Source organism: Frigoribacterium sp. VKM Ac-2530 (genome assembly GCF_015350835.1).
In the GTDB taxonomy this organism is placed as follows: Bacteria; Actinomycetota; Actinomycetes; order Actinomycetales; family Microbacteriaceae; genus Frigoribacterium.
In genome coordinates, this window is the sequence record NZ_JADKSE010000001.1 from 1,450,531 (window position 1) to 1,471,077 (window position 20,547).

General features: G+C 72.0%; 20 protein-coding genes and 1 pseudogene. 12 read left to right on the plus strand and 9 right to left on the minus strand.

The annotated features are described in order from the left end of the window. Positions 1-21: 21 nt before the first annotated feature. The 3 genes from ITJ48_RS06875 (at position 22) to ITJ48_RS06885 (ending at position 2,131) form a co-directional block, all read left to right on the plus strand. Positions 22-966, plus strand: coding sequence for a chlorophyllase (locus ITJ48_RS06875; RefSeq protein WP_194612915.1), 945 nt, complete (start codon positions 22-24; stop codon positions 964-966). Positions 967-1,100: 134 nt separating this feature from the next. Beyond that, complete coding sequence (locus ITJ48_RS06880) at positions 1,101-1,454, plus strand: helix-turn-helix transcriptional regulator (protein ID WP_194612916.1); 354 nt, start codon at positions 1,101-1,103, stop codon at positions 1,452-1,454. Beyond that, positions 1,451-2,131, plus strand: coding sequence for a cation transporter (locus tag ITJ48_RS06885; protein WP_194612917.1), 681 nt, complete (start codon positions 1,451-1,453; stop codon positions 2,129-2,131). The genes ITJ48_RS06880 and ITJ48_RS06885 overlap by 4 nt, the downstream gene beginning before the upstream one ends. A gap of 57 nt (positions 2,132-2,188) precedes the next feature. On the opposite strand, the gene ITJ48_RS06890 is transcribed toward ITJ48_RS06885, so the two are convergent. The 3 genes from ITJ48_RS06890 to ITJ48_RS06900 all read right to left on the minus strand — a co-directional run bounded on the left by ITJ48_RS06890 (position 2,189) and on the right by ITJ48_RS06900 (position 5,473). Further along, positions 2,189-3,289 carry a VanZ family protein gene (locus ITJ48_RS06890; RefSeq protein ID WP_194612918.1) on the minus strand — a complete coding sequence of 367 codons (1,101 nt, stop codon included), beginning with the start codon at positions 3,287-3,289 and terminating at the stop codon, positions 2,189-2,191. Positions 3,290-3,372: 83 nt separating this feature from the next. After that, a complete protein-coding gene (locus ITJ48_RS06895) occupies positions 3,373-4,374 on the minus strand; it encodes an NAD-dependent epimerase/dehydratase family protein (protein WP_194612919.1) in 1,002 nt (333 codons plus the stop codon). A 76-nt stretch (positions 4,375-4,450) separates the two neighbouring features. Further along, positions 4,451-5,473: a LacI family DNA-binding transcriptional regulator gene (locus ITJ48_RS06900; RefSeq protein ID WP_192042627.1), complete on the minus strand. Its 1,023-nt coding sequence runs from the start codon at positions 5,471-5,473 to the stop codon at positions 4,451-4,453. 163 nt (positions 5,474-5,636) lie between these two features. Here ITJ48_RS06900 and ITJ48_RS06905 point away from each other — a divergent pair, with 163 nt between their 5' ends. The 6 genes and pseudogenes from ITJ48_RS06905 to ITJ48_RS06930 form a co-directional block, all read left to right on the plus strand. Beyond that, positions 5,637-6,893 (plus strand): extracellular solute-binding protein, encoded by a 1,257-nt coding sequence (locus ITJ48_RS06905; protein WP_194612920.1) that lies wholly within the window; start codon positions 5,637-5,639, stop codon positions 6,891-6,893. 12 nt (positions 6,894-6,905) lie between these two features. Continuing rightward, positions 6,906-7,889 (plus strand): carbohydrate ABC transporter permease, encoded by a 984-nt coding sequence (locus tag ITJ48_RS06910; RefSeq protein WP_370544817.1) that lies wholly within the window; start codon positions 6,906-6,908, stop codon positions 7,887-7,889. A 116-nt stretch (positions 7,890-8,005) separates the two neighbouring features. Then, positions 8,006-8,767, plus strand: a complete 762-nt coding sequence (locus ITJ48_RS06915) for a carbohydrate ABC transporter permease (protein WP_192042741.1) — start codon at positions 8,006-8,008, stop codon at positions 8,765-8,767. A 59-nt stretch (positions 8,768-8,826) separates the two neighbouring features. Continuing rightward, positions 8,827-10,794 (plus strand): beta-L-arabinofuranosidase domain-containing protein, encoded by a 1,968-nt coding sequence (locus ITJ48_RS06920; RefSeq protein WP_194612921.1) that lies wholly within the window; start codon positions 8,827-8,829, stop codon positions 10,792-10,794. A gap of 151 nt (positions 10,795-10,945) precedes the next feature. Next, positions 10,946-12,673: a CBM35 domain-containing protein gene (locus tag ITJ48_RS06925; protein WP_228506219.1), complete on the plus strand. Its 1,728-nt coding sequence runs from the start codon at positions 10,946-10,948 to the stop codon at positions 12,671-12,673. A 59-nt stretch (positions 12,674-12,732) separates the two neighbouring features. Further along, positions 12,733-12,975: pseudogene (locus ITJ48_RS06930) on the plus strand (VOC family protein); the annotation flags it as partial. 30 nt (positions 12,976-13,005) lie between these two features. Here the strand turns inward: ITJ48_RS06930 and ITJ48_RS06935 are convergent. Next, entirely contained in the window at positions 13,006-13,584 is a 579-nt protein-coding gene (locus ITJ48_RS06935) for a TetR/AcrR family transcriptional regulator (RefSeq protein ID WP_194612922.1), read from the minus strand. Between the two features lie 97 nt (positions 13,585-13,681). On the opposite strand from ITJ48_RS06935, the gene ITJ48_RS06940 reads away from it, so the two are divergent. Then, the gene (locus ITJ48_RS06940; protein WP_194612923.1) at positions 13,682-14,563 is read left to right on the plus strand and encodes an SDR family oxidoreductase; all 882 of its coding nucleotides are present in this window, start codon (positions 13,682-13,684) and stop codon (positions 14,561-14,563) included. A 30-nt stretch (positions 14,564-14,593) separates the two neighbouring features. Here the strand turns inward: ITJ48_RS06940 and ITJ48_RS06945 are convergent, their stop codons facing one another. Then, positions 14,594-15,301: a TetR/AcrR family transcriptional regulator gene (locus tag ITJ48_RS06945; protein ID WP_194612924.1), complete on the minus strand. Its 708-nt coding sequence runs from the start codon at positions 15,299-15,301 to the stop codon at positions 14,594-14,596. A gap of 102 nt (positions 15,302-15,403) precedes the next feature. On the opposite strand from ITJ48_RS06945, the gene ITJ48_RS06950 reads away from it, so the two are divergent. Further along, positions 15,404-16,261, plus strand: a complete 858-nt coding sequence (locus ITJ48_RS06950; RefSeq protein WP_194612925.1) for an NAD(P)H-binding protein — start codon at positions 15,404-15,406, stop codon at positions 16,259-16,261. 45 nt (positions 16,262-16,306) lie between these two features. On the opposite strand, the gene ITJ48_RS06955 is transcribed toward ITJ48_RS06950, so the two are convergent. From ITJ48_RS06955 to ITJ48_RS06970, 4 genes are read right to left on the minus strand one after another with little or no spacing between them, the layout of a single operon-like run. Continuing rightward, positions 16,307-17,443, minus strand: a complete 1,137-nt coding sequence (locus tag ITJ48_RS06955; RefSeq protein ID WP_194612926.1) for a HAMP domain-containing sensor histidine kinase — start codon at positions 17,441-17,443, stop codon at positions 16,307-16,309. Further along, complete coding sequence (locus ITJ48_RS06960; RefSeq protein ID WP_194612927.1) at positions 17,440-18,111, minus strand: response regulator transcription factor; 672 nt, start codon at positions 18,109-18,111, stop codon at positions 17,440-17,442. Before ITJ48_RS06960 ends, ITJ48_RS06955 begins: the two co-directional genes overlap by 4 nt. Then, on the minus strand, positions 18,098-18,757 hold the full coding sequence (locus ITJ48_RS06965) for a DedA family protein (protein WP_370544818.1): 660 nt from the start codon (positions 18,755-18,757) through the stop codon (positions 18,098-18,100). Before ITJ48_RS06965 ends, ITJ48_RS06960 begins: the two co-directional genes overlap by 14 nt. Beyond that, positions 18,754-19,563 (minus strand): phosphatase PAP2 family protein, encoded by an 810-nt coding sequence (locus ITJ48_RS06970; RefSeq protein WP_194612928.1) that lies wholly within the window; start codon positions 19,561-19,563, stop codon positions 18,754-18,756. The genes ITJ48_RS06965 and ITJ48_RS06970 overlap by 4 nt, the downstream gene beginning before the upstream one ends. Positions 19,564-19,703: 140 nt before the next feature. Here ITJ48_RS06970 and ITJ48_RS06975 point away from each other — a divergent pair, with 140 nt between their 5' ends. Beyond that, complete coding sequence (locus ITJ48_RS06975; RefSeq protein WP_194612929.1) at positions 19,704-20,507, plus strand: hypothetical protein; 804 nt, start codon at positions 19,704-19,706, stop codon at positions 20,505-20,507. Positions 20,508-20,547: the final 40 nt, after the last annotated feature.

Sequence of the window (20,547 nt, forward strand, 5' to 3'; positions counted from 1 at the left end):
CACCCTCGGGAAGGAAGCACCATGCCCTCATCCACCGCCACCCCGCTCGACAGCGTCATCGGGACCCCGGGCCCCGTCGTGTCCGTCGCCCCCGTCGGGCTGGTGGCCCCGGGCCGCCACGTCCCGCTCGAGGTGCGCGCTTCGGCGCCCGCCACCGGGACGGACCTGCCCGTCGTCGTGTTCTCGCACGGCAACGGCTGGGACCTCGACGGCTACGCACCGCTGACGGCGTTCTGGGCGTCGCGCGGCTTCGTCGTCATCCAGCCCACGCACCTGGACTCGAGGCGCAACGGGTTCGACTTCGACCACCCCGTCTTCCCCGACATCTGGACCGAGCGGATCTCGGACCTGACCCGCGTCCTCGACCAGCTCGACACCGTCGAGGCCGCCGTCCCGGGCCTCGCCGGCCGCGTCGACCGCAGCCGCATCGCTGTGGCCGGTCACTCCTGGGGCGGCCAGACGGCGCAGTCGCTGCTGGGCGCACGGATCCTGGACGACGAAGGAGGCGTCGGTCGGGACAGGTCCGACGCCCGCGTCACGGCGGGCGTCCTGCTGGCCGCGACCGGTCTCGCCGGTGACGACCTGGCCCCGTTCGCCCAGGCGAAATTCCCGTTCATGCGCCCCTCCTTCGCCGAGCTGGCGACGCCGACGCTGGTGGTCGCCGGCGACCACGACCAGTCGAGGATGTCGCGCCGGGGTCCCGACTGGTTCACCGACGCCTACACGCACAGCCCCGGGGCCACCGACCTGCTCACCCTGCACGGCGCGGAGCACTCCCTGGGCGGGATCGTCGGCTACGAGGTCGCCGAGACGACCGACGAGAGCCCCGAGCGGGTCGCCGTCGTCCAGCGGTTGACCACGGCGTGGCTCCGCACCGCGCTGCACGTCGACGACGGCAGCTGGGCAGCTGCCCGCTCCGCCTTCCACGACGCCGCCGACCCGATCGGCCACGTCGAGAGCAAGTGACGCCGGCGCGGGTGCGAATCCGTGGCCGTGTCGCACCACGTTCCGAGCATCGCGTCCGGCCACGACGTGACGTGATGCTCGGAAGGTGACGTGACGCCTCGAAGACATGTCAGCGCTTGCTGTATGGTCAGCACATGCTGACCATCCCGTCGCGTGTCGACGTCATGAACCGCCTCGGGCGCGCCATGGCCGATCCCACCCGGTCGCGCATCCTGCTGCACCTGCTCGAGCAGCCCGGCTACCCCGGTGCCCTGGCCGAGCAGCTCGGCCTCACGCGCTCGAACGTGTCGAACCACCTCTCCTGCCTGCGGGGCTGCGGCATCGTCGTCGCCGTGCCCGAGGGCCGCTCGACGAGGTACGAGATCGCCGATGACCACCTCACGCGCGCACTGACCGCCCTGGTCGACGTCGTCCTCGCCGTCGACGACGGGGTGCCCTGCACCGACGACGCCTGCGACGTCCCGTTCTGCTGCGGGACCGGCGCGTGACCGCGACGGCCGCGCCGCGCCTCCTCGGGTCGGCCCGTCGGCTCGTGCTGCAGCGCCGGATCCGGATCATCGTCGCCGTCACGATCACGTACAACGTGATCGAGGCGATCGTCGCGATCGCGGCCGGCACCGTCGCCTCCTCGACGGCCCTGATCGGCTTCGGCCTGGACTCGATCGTGGAGGTGCTGTCGGCCGCCGCGATCGCGTGGCAGTTCGCCGCACCCGACCCGGAGAAACGGGAACGGGTGGCGCTGCGCGTCATCGCCGTGTCGTTCTTCGGCCTGGCCGCCTACGTGTCCGTCGACGCAGTGCTCGCCCTGACGGGCATCCGCGAGCCCGACCACTCCCCCGTGGGCATCGTGCTCGCCGCGGTGAGCCTCGCGGTCATGCCGTTCCTCAGCCTGGTCGAGCGCCGCACCGGCACCGAGCTGGGCTCGGCGTCGGCCGTGGCGGACTCGAAGCAGACGCTGATCTGCTCGTACCTGTCCGCGGCCGTCCTCGTCGGCCTCGTGCTCAACCTCGCCTTCGGCTGGGCCTGGGCCGACCCCGTGGCCGGCCTCGTCATCGTCGTGTTCGCCGTGCGCGAGGGCCTCGAGGCTTGGCGCGGCGACGCGTGCAAGACGCCTGTGTCGGCCCTCACGGGCGAGCGCCAGGTCGAGGCCTGCGACTGCTGCTGAGCCGCGCCGTCCAGCCCCGTCGTCCCGACGGCACGACGTCCGTGTCTCGACGACGGCTCATGCACCGCGCCGTGCCGCAGCCCCCTCTCGTGCAGTCCGCTCGTCCTCGACGTCCACGCGCAGGACTGCGAGAGCCAGGCCGCGCCTCCCTCGGGTCGACCACACCGTGATGACGGACGCGACCGCCAGCAGGGAGGCGACGAACGCGAACAGGGGGACGTCGAGGGCGAGGAGCGTCGCCCACCCGCCGGAGCCGAGCGCCCAGCGCAGCAGGCGCCTGCCCACCCCGGGAACAGGTGTCGGCCGGAGGCGGACGACGTGCTCGCCGAGGGTGCGCCCGGAGGCCAGGACGATGACCAGCTGCACCGCCGGCGCCACGAGCGCGCCGGTCGTGACGAGCGTCGCCAGCAGCGGGTCGTCGTCGTCGCGGTCGGCGAGGGCCCAGGCGAGCGTCGTGCCGACGCTGAGCACGCCGGAGAGCAGCCAGATGGCCAGGACGTCGGAGAGCATGCCGGAGAACCGGCGGGCGGCGGTCACGGGCCGGGGCCGGTCGGCGTCGACGGGGTCGCCCGAGCCGGCCAGCAGCCCGACCAGCGGTGCCAGCAGGGTGCCGACGACGGCGCCGGCGGTGTTCGCCATGAGGTCGTCGACGTCGAACAGCCGGTACGCGCAGGGGTAGAGGAACCAGTCGCCGGTGAGCTGCGTCAGCTCGATGAGCAGCGAGACGACGAACCCGGTGCCGAGGCCGACCAGGAGCCCGCCGAGGAGCCGCCTCCGGGCGACGGCGTGCCGGGCGAGGGCGCCGAGCGGGACGAACAGCAGCACGTTGAAGAGCACCTGCGCGATCGCCGGGTTCGTCAGCAGCGAGCGCGGCCCGGAGATGCCGCCCTCCTTCACGATGTCGCCGACGAACGCGAACGGGGTCAGCTGCGCCGAGGCCGGGGCGGCGCACATGGTCGCGACGTCGGCAGGCAGGGGAAGCAGCGTGTAGGTGACGAGCGCGAGGGCGTAGACGAGGGTGCCGAAGGCGACGAGGGTGCGTCGGACACCGAGCTGGCCGTGTCGGCGGTACTCGGCCGCCGTCCACGGCACCAGGGCTCCGATCGCCAGCACGGAGCCGATCCCGAACGCGAACACTCCCGGCAGCACGTTTCCCATGCCGAGAAAGTACCGGGCCCAGGAGCGCCGGCACATGACGCCACGGGACCGTCGGAGTCGTCCCCCGGTACCGCGTCACCCGGTCAGGCGCCGAAGGCGCGAGCCCCGGTGAGGAGGCGCTCGAACGCCGTCTCCGTCGCCGGGTCGACCTCGCGACGGGAGGCCTCGGCGTCGTACCACTCGACGATCTCCCGAGCACCCGTGGCCCACGACGTCGTCGCCTGCCAGCCAGGCACGAACGCCTTGACCTTGGTGTTGTCGAACACGACGGAGTGCGCCTTGTCACCCAGGAGCCCCGGGCCCCACTCGGGCTCGACGACGGCCACGCTCTCGCTCGCCACGTGCACCAGCGCCGGCTCGTCGACGCCCGCCGCGGCCGCGAGGGTCGTGTAGATCTGGTCCCACGGCAGGGCCTCGTCCGAGGTGATGTGGAAGACGTCTCCGACGGCGGCCGGCAGGCCCAGCAGCCCGACGAAGGCGCGGGCGAAGTCGGCGTGGTGGGTCAGCGTCCAGAGGGACGTCCCGTCGCCGGGGACGACCACCTCGAGGCCGCGCCGCATCCGGTCGACGACGGTCCAGCCGCCGGTGACCGGGATCGTGGTCCGGTCGTAGGTGTGCGAGGGGCGGACGATCGTGACCGGGAAGCCGCTCTCCCGGTAGGCGCCGACGAGGAGGTCCTCGCAGGCGATCTTGTCCCGGGAGTACTGCCAGAACGGGTTGCGGAGCGGAGAGGACTCGCGGATCGGCAGCGCGGCGACGGGCTTCTGGTACGCCGACGCCGAGCTGATGAAGACGTACTGGCCGGCCCGGCCGGTGAAGAGGTCGATGTCGGCCTGGACCTGGTCGGGGGTGAACGCGACGAAGTCGACGACGACGTCGAACGACCGGTCGCCGAGGGCCCGGCGGATCGACGCCGGGTCGGACACGTCTCCCGTCAGCACCTCGACCCCAGGAGGCGTGGGCCGGGTCGACGAGGCCCCGCGGTTGAGGACGGTGAGGTGGTGGCCTAGCTCGACGGCTCGGGCCGCGGCCGCCGAGCTGATGATGCCGGTGCCGCCGATGAACAGGACTGTCGACGCTGACATGAGGGGCTCTTCTTTCTCGTGGAGGACTCCCCCAGTCTGCTCGTTCCGCCCCGGGCTCGGGCGACCGACCAGGCGCCTAGGCGGAACCCCGGACGACGAGCTTCACGGCGCCGGCCACGATGCCCGGGGAGGGCGCTCCGCCGATGGCGTCGACGAGGTGCTGTGCGGCGGCGCGTCCGAGCTGCTCGAGCGACATGTCCACGCTCGTGAGCGGCGGTCGCGAGTCGCGGACGAGCAGGTCCCAGTTGTCGAAGCCGACCACGGAGATGTCGTCGGGGACGCCGACCCCCTCGTCCCGGAGCGTGTCGATGACGCCACGGGCGATGTGGTCGCTGCCGCCGATGATGGCGTCCACCGACTCGCTGCCCCGGACCAGGAGGCGGGCGCAGTCACGCCCCCATCCCTCGCCCCACTGCCCGAAGAGGGAGGTCCCGCCGACCAGTTCGAGCCCTGCCGCCGTCAGGGCCTGCTGGACGCCGGTCGCACGATCGCGCGCCGCGGCGTAGGACGCCTCTCCGTTGACCAGGGCGATGCGCGTCCGCCCCTTCTCGATCAGGTGCTCGGCGGCCAGCCGTCCGGCCTGGACGTTGTCGGGGGTGAAGGAGGCGTCGGCCGGGTCGCTGGAGGGGGCGTAGACGTAGACGACGGGGACGTCCGCGAGCAACGGGACCGGCGGACGCGGGTTCGTCGTGCGCCCCACGATGAGCAGCCCGTCGACCCGACGCGTCAGCAGCGTCTGCAGGTGCAGCTGCTCGCGGAGCGCGTCGTCCCGGGCGTCGGCCAGGAGCACCGACAACGAGCCCGAGCCGAAGGCGTCCTCGGCGCCGAGCAGGACGGGCAGCACGAAACGGTTGTCGAGGTCGCTCGTGACCATCCCGATCGTGCCGGTCCTGGCCGAGTTCAGCGCCTGCGCGAAGAAGTTGGGCGTGAAGGAGAGCGCCGCAGCAGCCTCCTGCACCTTGACGCGGGTCGACTCCCGCACCTGGGCCCGGCCGTTCAGGGCCTTGGAGGCCGTGGCGACCGAGACCCCGGCGGCCCTGGCCACGTCGGCCAGCGTGACGGGTGTCGTCGCCGCCTTGCCGCCTCCTGCATTGGTCATGTACCGAAAATAGTTCACAAACTCATTGACGGGCAACCATTGCCCGTGTAACTTCACTCCCGAAACCAGTTTCGGTCTCTTTGCTCTCGACGATGAGCGCCCTGTGCTGCACCTGCCGGGCCCTCCGACGGAGCATCCGCAGCAGTTCAGAGAGGAACCTCCTGTGATCTCCTTCATCCGCAGCAAGCGCACCGCCGTGGCCGTCGTCGGCCTGGCCGCCGCGTCCCTGGCGCTCACCGGCTGCGCCGGCGGAGCGGGCGGCGGCTCGTCCGACGCCGCCTCGGGCACCTACACGTTCTGGGACCCGTACCCCCAGTTCGACGACTCGAGCGACTGGGCGAAGCTCGTCGAGAAGTGCGGCACCGACGCCGGCGTCACCGTCGAGCGCACCGGGTACGACACCTCCGACCTGACCAGCAAGGCGCTGCTCGCCGGCCAGCAGGGCAACTCCCCCGACCTGCTGCTCGTCGACAACCCGGTCGTCTCGACCCTGGCCGAGGCGGGCCTGCTCACGGACACCGACGAGACCGGGGCCGACACCTCCGACATCGAGGCGAACATCCTGGCCGCGGGCCAGCTCGACGGGAAGACCTACGGCGTCCCCATCGGCGCGAACACCCTCGCGCTCTACTACAACAAGGCCGTCCTGGACGCGGCAGGCGTCGACCCCACTTCGGTCACCGACTGGGACAGCCTCACCTCCGCCCTCGAGGCGGTCTCTGCCTCCGGCGGCAAGGGCATCACCTTCTCCGGCATCGGCACCGAGGAGGGCAGCTTCCAGTTCCTGCCCTGGTACTGGGGCTCAGGTGCCGACCTCACCGAGCTCGACTCCGACGACGCCGTCTCCGCCCTGGCCCTGTGGACCGACTGGGTCGAGAAGGGCTACGCCCCCAACTCGGTGATCAACAACACGCAGACGACGAGCTGGCAGGAATTCCTGACCGGCGAGTACGCCTTCGGCGAGAACGGCACCTGGCAGCTCGCCGGCGTCAAGGAGTCGGGCATCGACTACGGCATCATCTCGATCCCCGCCAAGGACGGCGGCGCGGCCCCTGCGCCCACCGGCGGCGAGTTCCTGACCGTCCCGGTGCAGAGCGACGACGCCCGCTACGAGGCCAGCGAGAAGATCCAGTCGTGCCTGACGAGCACCGAGAACCTCGTCGCGACCGACACGACGCTGTCCTACGTCGCCCCGACGAAGGACGCCCAGGCAGAGCAGGTCGCCGCCGACCCCGACCTCGAGCCGTGGGTCACCGCGGTCGCCGATGCCAAGGGCCGCACCAGCGACGACCTCGGCACCGACTACCCGAAGATCTCGGAGCAGCTCTGGAAGGCCGTCCAGAACAGCCTCAGCGGGTCGTCCGCCCCTGAGGCCGCCCTGCAGGAGGCGCAGCAGGCCGCCGCGTCCGCCACGAAGTAGCCGAGGCGCACCGTGAGCACCGACACGATCGAACGTCGCGAGGCACCGTCAGAGGGGAGGCCGGCCCTGCACCAGGCCGGCCTCCCCGGGGGCGTGGCCCGCCGTCGGCGCCGACCCGGCGCCTCCCAGCTCACCGCCTGGGCGTTCCTCGCCCCGGTCGTCGCCTACCTCGCCGTCTTCTACGTCTGGCCGCTCGTCCGCAACGTCGACCTCTCGACGCACGACTACACGGTCCGGTCGTTCATCGACGGCACCGCCCCCTTCATCGGGCTCGAGAACTTCGCGGACGTCTTCTCCAGCCCGACCTTCGGGCCGGCACTGATGAACACCCTGCTGTTCACGGGCGTCTCCATCGCGTTCCAGTTCTCGATCGGCATGGCCCTCGCGGTGTTCTTCTTCCAGAAGTTCCCGCTCTCGTCGACGCTCCGGGCACTGTTCCTCGTGCCGTGGCTGCTCCCGCTCATCGTGAGCGCGTCGACCTGGTCGTGGATGCTCAACAGCGAGAGCGGCGTCGTCAACTCCGTCATCCGCACCCTGGGCGGCGACCAGGTCAACTGGCTCACGTCGCCGCAGTGGGCCCTGACCAGCGTGATCATCGCCAACATCTGGATCGGCATCCCGTTCAACCTCGTGATCCTCTACAGCGGGCTGCAGAACATCTCCGGAGACCTCTACGAGGCGGCAGCGCTCGACGGTGCGAACGGCTGGCAGGTCTTCTGGCGCATCACCTTCCCGCTGCTGCGCCCGGTCTCCGCGATCACGATCCTGCTCGGCCTCGTCTACACGCTGAAGGTCTTCGACATCATCTGGATCATGACCCGCGGCGGGCCCGGCGACGCCTCGACCACGTTCGCCATCTGGTCGTACCAGCTCGGCTTCGGCTCGACCCTCCCCTCCTTCGGACCCGCCGCCGCGGTCGGCAACCTGCTGATCGTCATGGCCCTCGTCTGCGGATTCGTCTACCTGCGCGTGCAGAGGAAGCAGGACCAGTCGTGAGCGCCACCATCAGGCCCGCCGCCGCCCCGACGTCGGCCGCCCGCCGCGTCTCCTCGAGTCGCGCCGGCCGCCGCAGCCTCGCCACCACGGTGATCGGGGTCGTGCTCACCGCGATCATGCTGTTCCCGATCTACTGGATGATCAACGTGTCGCTGACGCCGACCGCTCAGATGCGGCAGAGCCCGCCGTCGTGGTTCCCCTCGTCACCCACGCTCGACGGCTACCGGGCCGTCGTGAGCGAGCAGCTGCCCTTCCTCGGCACGAGCCTGCTGGTCGGCCTCGGCACCGTCGTCGTGACGATCGCCCTGGCCGCGCCGGCCGCGTACTCGCTGGCCAAGCTGCGACCCGTCGGAGGAGGCGCGCTGAGCTTCGTGATGATCGTCGCGCAGATGATCCCCCAGGTGATCATGGCCATGGGCTTCTACGCGATCTACCTCAACCTCGGCATCCTGAACCACTGGTGGGGCCTCGTCATCGCCGACTCGACCCTGGCCGTGCCCTTCGGCGTGCTGATCTTCACCGCGTTCATGCGGGGCATCCCCGACGAGCTGATGAGCGCCGCGAAGCTCGACGGCGCCGGCGCCTGGCGCACCTTCCGGTCGGTGGTGCTGCCGGTGAGCCGCAACTCCGCCGTGACCGTAGGGCTGTTCGCGTTCCTCTGGGCGTGGTCCGACTTCGTGTTCTCGTCGACCCTCAACAGCGGCGGCGACGCCCAGACCATCACCCTCGGCATCTACCGGTACATCGGCAACAACAACCAGGAGTGGAACTCGATCATGGCGACCGCCGTCGTCGCGTCGATCCCCGCCACGGTGCTGCTCGTCGTCGCCCAGCGCTACGTCGCCGCCGGCGTCACGGCCGGCGCCGTCAAGGACTGACCCGCGCGTCGACCTCGGCACCACCTCCTCCTGCTTCCCCTCTCTTCTTGGAGCACATCGTGACCACCACTTCTCCGCGCACCAGCGCCTCCCGCACCGACCTCGGCGACAGCCGCCCCTTCTCGGGCCCGGTCGATCCGTCCCGTTCCGTCCTCACGCCGCTCGACGCGACCGAGATCCGGTTCACCGACGGCTTCTGGGCCGAGAAGCAGGCCCTGAACGCCGACGTCGTGCTGAGGCACTGCGAGGACTGGATGGAGCGCATCGGGTGGACGAGCAACTTCGACCGCGCCGCCGCCGGCCTCGACGACCCCGGCACCCCCTGGGAGCACTCCGGCATCGAGTTCGTCGACTCCGAGGTCTACAAGCTCCTCGAGGGCATGGCCTGGGAGCTCGGGCGGGAGCACGATCCGGCCCTGCAGGCACGCTACGACTCCCTCGTCGACCGCGTCGCCGCGGCCCAGGAGGCCGACGGCTACCTGCACACGAGCTTCGGCCGCGCCTGGCAGCGACCGAGGTGGAGCGACCTCGAGTGGGGCCACGAGCTGTACTCGATGGGCCACCTGCTGCAGGCCGTCGTCGCTGCCGAGCGCACCGCCTCCTCGCCCCGTCTGGTCGAGGTCGGTCGCCGTCTCGCCGAGCACCTCTGGACGGTCTTCGGCCCCGGGGGGCGCGTCGCGATCTGCGGGCACCCCGAGATCGAGGTCGCGCTCGCCGAGCTCGGCCGCGCCGTGGACGAGCCCCGTTGGATCGAGCTCGCCCGCCTCTTCGTCGACCGGCGCGGACGGGGCCTGCTCGGCCCGATCGAGTACGGCTCCGAGTACTTCCAGGACGACGTGCCGGTGCGCGACGCTGACGTGCTGCGCGGACACGCCGTCCGTGCCCTCTACCTCGCTGCGGGAGCCCTCGACGTCGCCGTCGAGACGCGCGACGACGACCTCGCCGCTGCCGTCCGACGACAGTGGGAGGCGACGGTCGCCCACCGCACGTACGTCACGGGCGGCATGGGCTCCCACCACCAGGACGAGGCCTTCGGCGCCGACGACGAGCTGCCGCCGGACCGCGCGTACTCCGAGACCTGCGCGGGCATCGCCTCGACGATGCTCTCGTGGCGGCTGCTGCTCGTGGAGGGCGATCCCCGGTACGCCGACCTGATCGAGCGCACCCTGCTCAACGTCGTGCTCGCCTCGCCTCGCGAGGACGGTCGCGCGTTCTTCTACACGAACACGCTCCACCAGAGGACGCTCGGCACCGAGCCCGACGAGGACGAGCTGAACGCCCGCGCCCTGTCCAGCCTGCGCGCGCCGTGGTTCGAGGTGTCGTGCTGCCCCACGAACGTGGCCCGCACCCTGGCCAGCGTCGAGCAGTACTTCGCGACCCGCACCTCCGACGGGGTGCAGCTGCACCAGTACGGCAGCTACGACGTCGACACCGTGCTCGACGACGGCACGCCGCTGGCGCTGTCGGTCGCGAGCGGATACCCCCTCGACGGGCGCGTCGAGGTGACGTGGCGCGGCGACGTCGACCGCGAGGTGGAGCTCACGCTCCGTGTCCCCTCGTGGGCCGACGGCTCACCGGTCACGGTGGCCCTGCCGGACGGGGAGGTCCGGCAGGCACAGGGCTCGACGGTCGTCGTCCGCCGCCGCTTCTCGGCGGGCGACGTCGTCGTGCTCGAGCTGCCCACCACGGCCGAGTGGGTCGCCCCGGACCCGCGCATCGACGCCGTCCGTGGTCAGGTCGCCGTCCAGCGCGGACCGCTCGTGCTGGCGCTCGAGTCGGTCGACCTGCCCTTCGGCAGCGTCAACGACGTGCTCGTGGACACCTCCGTCGACCCGGTCACGACGTCGACCGGCGCACGGGTCGAGCTGTCCCGCAGCCAGACGCCCGACAGCGGCTGGCCCTACGGCCGTGTCGAGGCCACCGCCCTGTGCCTCGGCAGCGTCCCGCTCGTGCCGTACGCCTCGTGGGGCAACCGCGGCCCGTCGACGATGCGCGTGTGGCTCCCCACGGACGACCTCGAGGCCTGACGACCTCACGCGTATCGGTAGGGGCCACCCTACCGAAACCTCTTCAGGCCGGGTACTTGCTTAAAATACAGCTGAGTGTCAGGGTTGCTGAAAGCGGTTTCGGACACTGCCGTCCCTCACGGCGCCGCTCGTCCACGCAAAGGAGCACAGGATGAGAAGAACGAAGAAGAAGTCGACGGGGGCCGTCCTCGGCCTCGGCCTGAGCGCGGCGGTCGTCGCCGCGCTCCTCACCCCGGGGGCCGCGGCGAACGCCGCCGGGAACACCCTCGTCGTCGACGCGGCGAACAGCATCCGGCCCGTCACCCACGTCGGGGCGGGCGGCCTGTACGCCGTCGCGAGCGACACCGACCCTGCCCCGGGCCTCCTGACGCCGCTCAGGCTGAAGCAGCACACCCAGCCCGCACCCGGAGTCCAGCAGCTGGGCAACGGCGCGACGGTGCCCTCGGGCGACATCCTCAAGACGGCTCCGGCGTTCACCCGCGACGGCGCCCAGGCCTACGCGCGGATGCCCGACGTGTACCCGAACTTCCCCTACCGCTGGATCAGCTGGGCCGACTGGACCCAGAAGATCGACACGATGGTGAAGGCTCGCGTCGACGCCCGGTCGACCACGAACATCAACGGCTGGGAGCTGTGGAACGAACCCGACGGCACCTGGGACACCGCCAAGGCCGGCCCGTTCCTCGACGGCTGGACCCGCACCTACCGTCAAGTGAAGTCGCAGGACACGACCACCCCGATCGTCGGCCCGAGCTACAGCCGCTACTACCCCGACCTGATGCGCGACTTCATGGCAAGGGCCAAGGCCGACGGCACCCTCCCCGACGTCGTCGTCTGGCACGAGCTTGACGACGGTGGCTGGAACGACGTCGACGAGCACGTCGCCGACTACCGCTCGATCGAGCGCAGCCTCGGCATCAGCCCGAGACCTATCTCGATCAACGAGTACGGCTCCCCGAACCAGGTCGACACGCCCAGCGTCTCCGCCCACTTCATCGCCCAGTTCGAGCGCACCGGCATCAAGGATGCCGAGCGCGCCTACTGGTACGAGTCCGGCACCGTCGGCGGGCTCGTCTGGAACGACCGCCCGACCGGGTCGTACTGGCTGTACAAGTGGTACGGCGAGATGGCCGGGAACATGGTCGGCGTCACGCCCTCGGGCGACCTCGACGGCTTCGCGTCGTACGACTCGACCCGGAAGATCGTGAACGTCGCCCTCGGCGGGACTTTCGGCGACAACGCCGTCCAGGTCAAGGGCCTGGCGAGCTTCGGCTCCCAGGTCAGGGTGACGGTGAACTACACGCCGCGCTCGGGACGCATGTCGAACGTGGCGGCTCCGACGCAGGTGTCCAGCACGACCGCGACGGTCGTGAACGGGGCCGTCACCGTGCCGATCACGAACCAGGACCACCTCGGCGCCTACCAGGTCGTCGTCACTCCCGCCCCGGGCCCGGTCACGAGCTACCAGCAGACGTACGAGGCCGAGAACGCCACCGTCGTCAACGCGTCGATCCTGCCGTCGGCATCGGCGTCGAACGGCAGCTACGTCGGACGCGTCGACGGCCTCGGAGACGGTCGGTCGAACTCGTTCGTCGACTTCGTGGTCGAGGTCCCGACGGCCGGCAGCTACTCGCTGACGACCCGCTACGCGAACGGCGGCACGACGACGTCGACCCAGGGCCTCGCCTACAACGGGAGCGACTTCTCGACCGTGTCGTACGCCCCGACCGGGGGCTGGGGCCAGTTCGCGACGTCAGCGGCCACGCCGATCACGCTGAAGGCAGGCTTCAACGTGATCCGACTCGCGAAGGGATCCCCGAACTTCGCAGGGGGCACCGGCTTCGCCGAGCTCGACTCGATCACGGTGACACCGCGGTAGACGGCGGGACGCGGCCGGGCTCCTGACGGGGCCCGGCCCGTCAGTCGCGGGCGCGGCACCTCGAGCTCTTCGAGTACCTCCACCCGGAGGCGATCGAGACGGAGCCGACGCTCCCCCACGAGATCGGCATGCACCGTGTCGCGTTCTCCGTCGACGACATCGAGGAGGCGCTCGAGACCGCGGCACGCCACGGCTGCCACCCGCTCCGGGGCGTCGCGACCTACGAGGACGTCTACGCGCTCACCTACGTGCGCGGCCCGAGCGGGATCCTCGTGATGCTCGCCCAGGACCTCACGAAGTGACGCCGGTGACCCCGCGGCCTCGGCGGCACGTCAGCCGAGCGACGTCGCTGCGAGACGCAGTGCGTGCAGCGCGGCGAGCGAGTGAGGAGCGAGACCGGCCTCGTCCGACCTGTCCCCGTCGGACCAGCTCGCGTAGCCCTGCTTGAAGGCGAGCACGCCCATCTCGCTGGCCAGCTGGGCGGTCATCTCCGGGACTCCGCGCGCCTGGAGGGCGGACGTCATCGCCGCCGCCATCCCGACGCTCTTCAGGGCGTCGCGCTCCTGGAGCTCGTTGCTGGCGCTGATCGCCGCCCGGATGCGAGGTCCGAGGTCACGGTTGCGCGGACCCATCTCGGACGAGGCGCGCTCGAGCCCTGCCGCGACCGCCTCGAGGGGCGACGACCCGGCCGGGGCAGAGGCGATCCCCTCGGCGAGGAGCGCGCTGAGGGTCTCCTGCCCCGCGACGAGGAGCTCGCGCTTGTCGGGGAAGTGCCGGAAGAAGGTGCTCTTGGTGACGCCGGCCCGCTCGCTGATCTGGGTGACGGTGGTGTCGTCGTAGCCCTGGTCGACGAAGAGGTCGACGGCAGCGATGACGAGCCGCTCGCGTGCTCCCGATTCCCATCTGGCCATGGGGCAATGGTAACCGGATGGGACAATTGTCCCATCGCGGTGCTACGGTGACGGGACAACGGTCCCATCAGGGGGTCGTCCTGCCCGAGGAGCACCCATGCACGTCTTCGTCACCGGAGGCACCGGCACCATCGGCTCGCCCGTCGTCGCAGAGCTCCTGGCTCACGGCCACACCGTCCTGGGCTTGGCCCGCTCGGCCAGCTCCGAGGCCGCCCTGCGCGACGCAGGCGCGGACACCATGCGGGGCGGCCTCGCCGACCTCGGCGTGCTGCACGAGGGCGCCCGGCAGGCCGACGGAGTGATCAGCCTGGCGTTCGGCAGCGACTACAGCTCGGCCGAGGCGCTCGCGACCAGCATCGACGAAGAGGGCGCGGCCATGCGCACTCTCGGGGAGGCCCTCGTCGGGACGGAGAAGCCGTTCGTCGTCGTCTCGGGCACTCCGTGGACCCGCGGACGACCGTCGACCGAGTCCGACCCGTTGCCGAAGGAGGGCCCTGTGGCCGGCCGAGCGGTCTCGGTCGAGGCTGCGCTGGCACTGTCCGCCCGAGGTGTCCGCGCGTCGGCTGTGCGGATGCCCCGCACCGTCCACGAGAACGGCGAGGGCGGGTTCGCCGGCCTCCTGACGGAGGCGGCCCGCTCCGCGGGAGTCGCTGGCTACCCGGGCGACGGCACCCAGCGCTGGCCCGCCGTCCACGCACGCGATGCAGCCGTGCTGTTCCGGCTGGCACTCGAGAAGGCTCCCGCCGGGACCGCGTGGCACGCGGTCGCGGACGAGGGCGACAGGGTCGTGGACATCGCCGCGGTCGTCGGACGTCGCCTCGGGATCCCCACGGCTCCGGTCGCCGACGAGGTGTTCGGTCCGCTCGGACCGATCTTCGCCATGGACCAGCCGTCGTCGAGCACCGTCACGAGGGAGGCGCTGGGGTGGGAGCCCACCCACGCGAGCCTGCTCTCGGACCTGGAGAACCTCCAGCCCTAGGAGCGGTGCGCACCACCCTGGCCGCTTCCGTCAGGAGACGATCCGGTCGAGCCACTCCATGAGCAAGCGGCGCTCGGAGCTGCTGAGCTGCTCGAGCTGGGGGGCGACCGCGCGGAACGCGACGGCCGTCGACAGGTCGCCCGGTCCTGCGGAGGCGGGCGCCTCGGTCAGGATCTGCGCGAGCAGGCCCGCCAGCACGGCCTCGGAGAGCCCCGGGTCGCGCTCGTCGACCGGCGTCGCGAGCAGCGTGGTGATGACGCCCACCCCGGAGGACTGGACCAGCCCCACGGCCCGGACCTCGGAGAGCCGCAGCCGCCCCGCGACCGCGACCCGGTGGATCCGCGCCTCGAGCACCTCCTTGCCTCGGCGGGCGGCAGGTGAGCCCGCCACTCGACCGGGGTCGCTGAGCAGCGCGAAGAGAGCCGGGTTCGCGAGGCCGAACGCGACCTGGCTGCGCCACCCGTCGCGGAGGTCGTCGACCGGGTCGACGTCCGCCTCGGCCGCCGCCTCGACGACCGACGCCTTGGCCGCCACGAACGACGACATCACGCTCTCGGCCACGGCCTCGAGCAGGCCGTCCTTGTCGCCGAAGAGCCGGTAGATCGCCGGCGCCTGGACGCCGGCCGCCTGCGCGACGCCCCTCGTCGTGACAGCGCCGGGACCCTCGTCCCGCAGGAGCCGGGCGGCGACCTCGACGATGCGGGTGCGGGTGTCGGGGAGAGTCGTGGCGTCGATCACGTGATCAACGATAGCGGCTCCTTGCTATCGCTGAGATTCCAGCGTTAGCATCAATGCCGTACCACGGATACCGAATCCGAGGACCAACGAGAGGCTCACCTCATGATCATCGTCACCGGCGCCACGGGCTCTCTCAACGGAGCCACCGTCGACCACCTCCTCGAGACGGTGCCGGCGTCCGACGTCGTCGTCGTCGTGCGCGACGCCGCGAAGGCGGCCCGCTTCGCCGATCGAGGAGTCGAGGTGCGGACGGGCGACTACGCCGACCCCACGTCCCTCCCCGCCGCCTTCGCAGGAGCCGACCAGCTCCTCCTCGTCTCGTCCAACGACCAGCGGGCCGATGCCGTCGCCCTGCACCGGAACGCCGTCGAGGCCGCCGTCGACGCAGGCGTCGGTCGGGTCCTGTACACGAGCCATCAGGGCGCGTCGCTCGAGACGCCGTTCGGGCCGGGTCGCGACCACGCGGCGACGGAGGCCCTGCTGGCCGACTCGGGCCTCGCCTGGACCTCGCTGCGCAACGGCTTCTACGCCCACAGCCTGACGTGGTCGCTCGGGGACTGGCGCGAGACGGGCGTCGTCACCGTGCCGGTCGACGGGCCGATGTCGTGGACGGCTCGGGAGGACGCCGCCGAGGCGGCTGCGCGCATCCTGCTGGCCGAGCAGGCCTTCGACGGCCCGGTGACCCTCACCGCGGCCGCCGCGCCCACCTTCACCGAGATCGCCTCGATCGCGACCGAGGTCTCAGGACGACCCGTCAGGACCGAGGTCGTCGGCGAGGACGAGTGGATCGACCGGCAGGTGACGTCCGGCCAGCCGGAGTTCGTGGCCCGCTTCATGCTCGGCATGTACCAGGCCGCGGCCGGCGGGTTCTTCGCGGGCACCGATCTCCTGCTCGGCGAGCTGCTCGGACGCGAGCCCCGGACGGTCCGCGACGTGCTCGTGGCGGAGCACCGCGGCTGATCAGCACAGCTGGTCACCAGTCACGAGACGTGGCCGCCGAGCCCGTCAGTTCGCGAGGTCGGCGAGGGGAAGGGTGAGCTCGATCGTCGTCCCGGCGGCCGAGGTCGAGGCCACGCGGACGCTGCCCCCGTGACGCAGGGCGACCTCGCGGAGGAGCGCGAGGCCGATGCCGAAGCTCGGGCGAGTGCCCTGCCCTCCGCTCGTCGGAGCCGGAGCCGGCGCCGGGGCCACCGAGCTCACCGCGGGCGACTCCGACCGGGCGAACCGGTCGAAGACGCGCGTCGGGTCGATCCCGGTGATGCCGGGCCCACGGTCGGTGACGGCCAGCACGACCGAGCCTCCCCTGACCTGGGTCGACACGGTGATCGTGGACCCGCCCGGCGCGTGGCCGAGGGCGTTGTCGACCAGGGCCAAGACGGCCCGTCGGAGGCTCGCGGGCGGCACGGCGACGCGGACCGACCCGTCGCCCTGCTGGTCGAGCGCCACCGCACGCTCCTCGGCCAGCACCGACATCGACCTCAGGACCTCGGCGACCACGTCGTCGAGCACGGTTGACCCCGCCGACGTCGCTCCCTCGGCAGGGTCGCCGCCGGCCGCCTCGAGCAGGTCGCCGACGATGTCGATCAGGGCCCGCGAGTCGTCGCGGAGCCTCGCCAGGTCGGCGGTGACGTTGTCGTCGGCGGTCGCCGCGCCTCCTGCGATCCGGCGCTGCAGCGCCTGGAGACGGGCGTCGAGCACGGCCAGGGGCGTGCGCAGCTCGTGACTCGCGTCGGCGACGAACTGGCGCTGCAGGCGCAGGGCCTCACCGAGCGGCCGGACGGCGCGTCGGGCGATGACCACCGTCACGACGCCGGCGAAGACGACGCCGGCGACGCCGAGGACGACGAGGCCGGCCACGACGTCCGTGGCCGAGACGAAGACCTCGCCCTGGCCCGCGGCGGCGACCTGCTCGAGGCGCTCCTGCGGGACGGTCTGGTGCAGCACCCACGCGATGGTCAGCGCGAGGGCGCCGACCACGACGAGTCCCGAGACGAGCACGATCTGTCGGCCGATCGACCGGGCGGCGGCCTGCAGGGCCGCGGCCTCGGGATCGGCAGCGGGCGTTGCCTGGGCACCGGCACCGGCACCGGCACCGGCACCGGCACCACCGTGCCCGCGCCCGCGCCCGCGCCACCAGCTCACAGGGCACCCACCCGGTACCCGCGCCCGCGGACGGTCAGCACGACGTCGCGGTCGATCTTGCGCCGCAGGTAGCTGACGTAGGTGTCGACGGTGCCGAGCTGCTCGCCGTGCGGGAACACCCGGGCGAGCAGGTCGGCCCGGTCGAAGGTGTGGTCCGGGCGTCGGGCGAGCTCGGCGAGGAGGGCGCTCTCTCGCTCGCTCAGCACGACGCGGCTCGACCACGGCGTGACGACGATGCGGCTCTCGGGATACAGGCGGGCCTCCCCCACGTCGAGCCAGCGCTCCTGGGCGGCGAACGACCGTGTCAGGGCGCGCAGCCGGGCGAAGAGCTCGTCGAACTCGAACGGCTTGACGAGGTAGTCGTCCGCCCCGCCGTCGAGCCCCGCGACGCGGTCGGCGGTCGTGCCGAGCGCCGTCAGCATGAGCACGGGGGTGGTCACGTGTTCCCGCCGGAGAGCCGCGACGAGCTCGGTGCCCTCGAGCCCGGGGAGGCGGCGGTCGACGACGAGGACCGCGTGCCCACCTGCCCGGGCGGCCTCGAGCCCGCGCCGGCCGTCGGTCACGAGGTCGACCTGCCAGGCCTCGCCGAGCACGTCGGCCACGATGGGCCCGAGCGCCGGGTCGTCCTCGACCAGCAGGAGGCTCGGGCGCGTGTCAGGACCGGTCACCCACCGCCTCCTCGTCTCTCGTCGTCGTCGCTGCGACCCTCTGCTCGGCCCGGCCGGCGTGCGAGCGCCGCAGGGCGGTGACCCCGATCGGCAGCACCGACACGACGACGAGCCCGACGGCGAGCAGGTCGATGTGGTCTGCCACGAACGGTAGGCCACCGAGCAGCGATCCGAGCACCGTCATGCCGACGGCCCAGAGGAACGCCCCGGTGAGGTTCCACACGATGAACCGGCGGTACGGGTAGCCGCTCGTGCCGGCGGCGAGCGGCACGAAGGTGCGGACGACGGGCACGAACCGGCCGAGGACGAGCGCCTTGCCGCCGTGCCGCTCGAAGAACGCCTCGGCCTGCTCGAGGTGCGCCGTCTTCAGCACACGGGCGTCGGGACGGAACCAGCGGCGCCCGAACCGGTGGCCGAGGAAGAACCCCACCTGGTCGCCGGCCGCCGCCGCGAGGAACGCGCAGAGCGCGATGACGGCCACGCTGAGCCCGAGGCTCTGGTGCAGCAGGCCCGCGGTCACCAACAGCGAGTCGCCCGGCAAGAAGGGGAAGAGCAGGCCCGACTCGACGAAGATCATGAGCGACAGGCCGCCGAGGGCCCACGGGCCCATGCCGGCGAGGAGGGTCTGGGGGTCGAGGATGCTCACGAGCGGGTCCGTCCTGGGTCGGTGGTCGGGGAGGGGTTCGGCGCCGAGGGGTCGACGGGGTGGGACGAGGGCGCTGCTGCGGCGCGGCCTTCGATCCGATCGAGGAGGTGCAGCCACGGCGGCAGGGCCAGCGCCACCACCGAGCAGCCGAGCACGACCGAGACGACCGTGTCGCTCGGCCAGTGCACGCCCACCCAGACACGAGACAGCCCGACGCCGGCCACGGCGAGCGCCGCCGTCCCGATCACGACCGGTGCGCCGCGCCTCCCCCAGGCGAGCAGGACCAGGGCGAGCGCGAGCCCGGTCGCGAGGGCCGTGTGCCCGCTGGGGAACGAGAACGAGTGCGGCTCGACGATCAGCGGGTCGACGAGCAGCCCCGGGTCGGGCCGGTCACGCTGGACGACGAGCTTGACCAGCTCGGCGGCGGCCCACGGCCCGGTCGCGACGCCGAGGGCAGTGAGGGCGGCGGCCGCTCGGCGGCTCACGACCCACACCGCGACGACCAGCAGCAGCACGAGGGCCGCGCCCAGCTGCGGCCCGAGCAGTCGGTCGACGAGCAGTGCGGCCCCGTCGAGCACGGGGACGTGCGCGCGGCTCGCGTGCTGGACGAGGTCGAGGTCGACCTCGCTCACGCCGCCCGCGCCCGAGGTGATCAGCAGCCCGGCGACGACGACGCCGGCGACGCCGGTCGCGCCCCAGGCCGCCCACGCCCGGTCGTGGACGACAGAGCGGACAGCCGGGAACAGAGGAGGCGCGGTGCGGCCGCGAGGGAACGCCGGTGAGGGCGGACGGTGCAGGACGGTCATGCACGCAGGCTCCGCCCGGTCGTCCCAGAAACCGCTCAGAGGCCCTGGCGGGCCGACCTGCGCCTCCTCGTCTCGGACGGTGCGCCTCCTCGTCTCGGCCCCTGGGGGCTTTCTGGGAGGCGACCGGTGACGGTCGTCGCATGACCACACGCGCCGTCCCGACCGGGACCACGACCCTCGACCGCGGGGCCCTGCTGAGCAAGGTCCCCGAGATCACCCTCGCGTTCTGGGTGATCAAGGTGCTGTGCACCACCGTCGGCGAGACCTTCGCCGACTTCCTCGCCGACGGCCTCGGACTCGGACTCGGACTGACCGTGACGAGCGTCGTGATGGCGGCCCTGCTCGTCGTGGCCCTCGTCGTGCAGTTCCGGACGCGGGCCTACGTGCCCGTCGTCTACTGGCTCGCGGTCGTGCTGATCAGCGTCGTCGGCACCCTCCTCACCGACACGCTGACCGACTCGCTCGGCGTCAGCCTGTGGGTGTCGACGGCCGTCTTCGCGGTGGCGCTGGCCGTCGTGTTCGTCGTCTGGCACCGCGTCGAGGACACCCTGTCGATCCACGAGGTCACGACCCCGCGCCGAGAGTCCTTTTACTGGGCAGCCGTCCTGATGACCTTCGCGCTCGGCACGGCGGTCGGCGACCTGCTCGGCGAGCAGCTCGCGCTCGGCTACCTGCCCTCGGCGCTGCTGTTCGCCGCGGCCATCGGGGTCGTCGCGCTCGCCCACCGGTTCGCGGGCGTCGGGTCGGTGCTCGCCTTCTGGGCGGCGTACGTCCTCACCCGGCCGCTCGGCGCCTCCGTCGGGGACTTCCTGTCGCAGCCGGTCGCGGACGGCGGGCTCGGCCTCGGGTCGACCGTCACGAGCGTGGTGTTCCTCGTGGCCATCGCAGCCCTCGTCGTCGTCCTCACGGAGCGGCGACCGGCGCGCCCGGCCCTGCGCGTCTGAACACCCCCTCCGCCCCTCCTCCCCCACCACCCACTCGAGA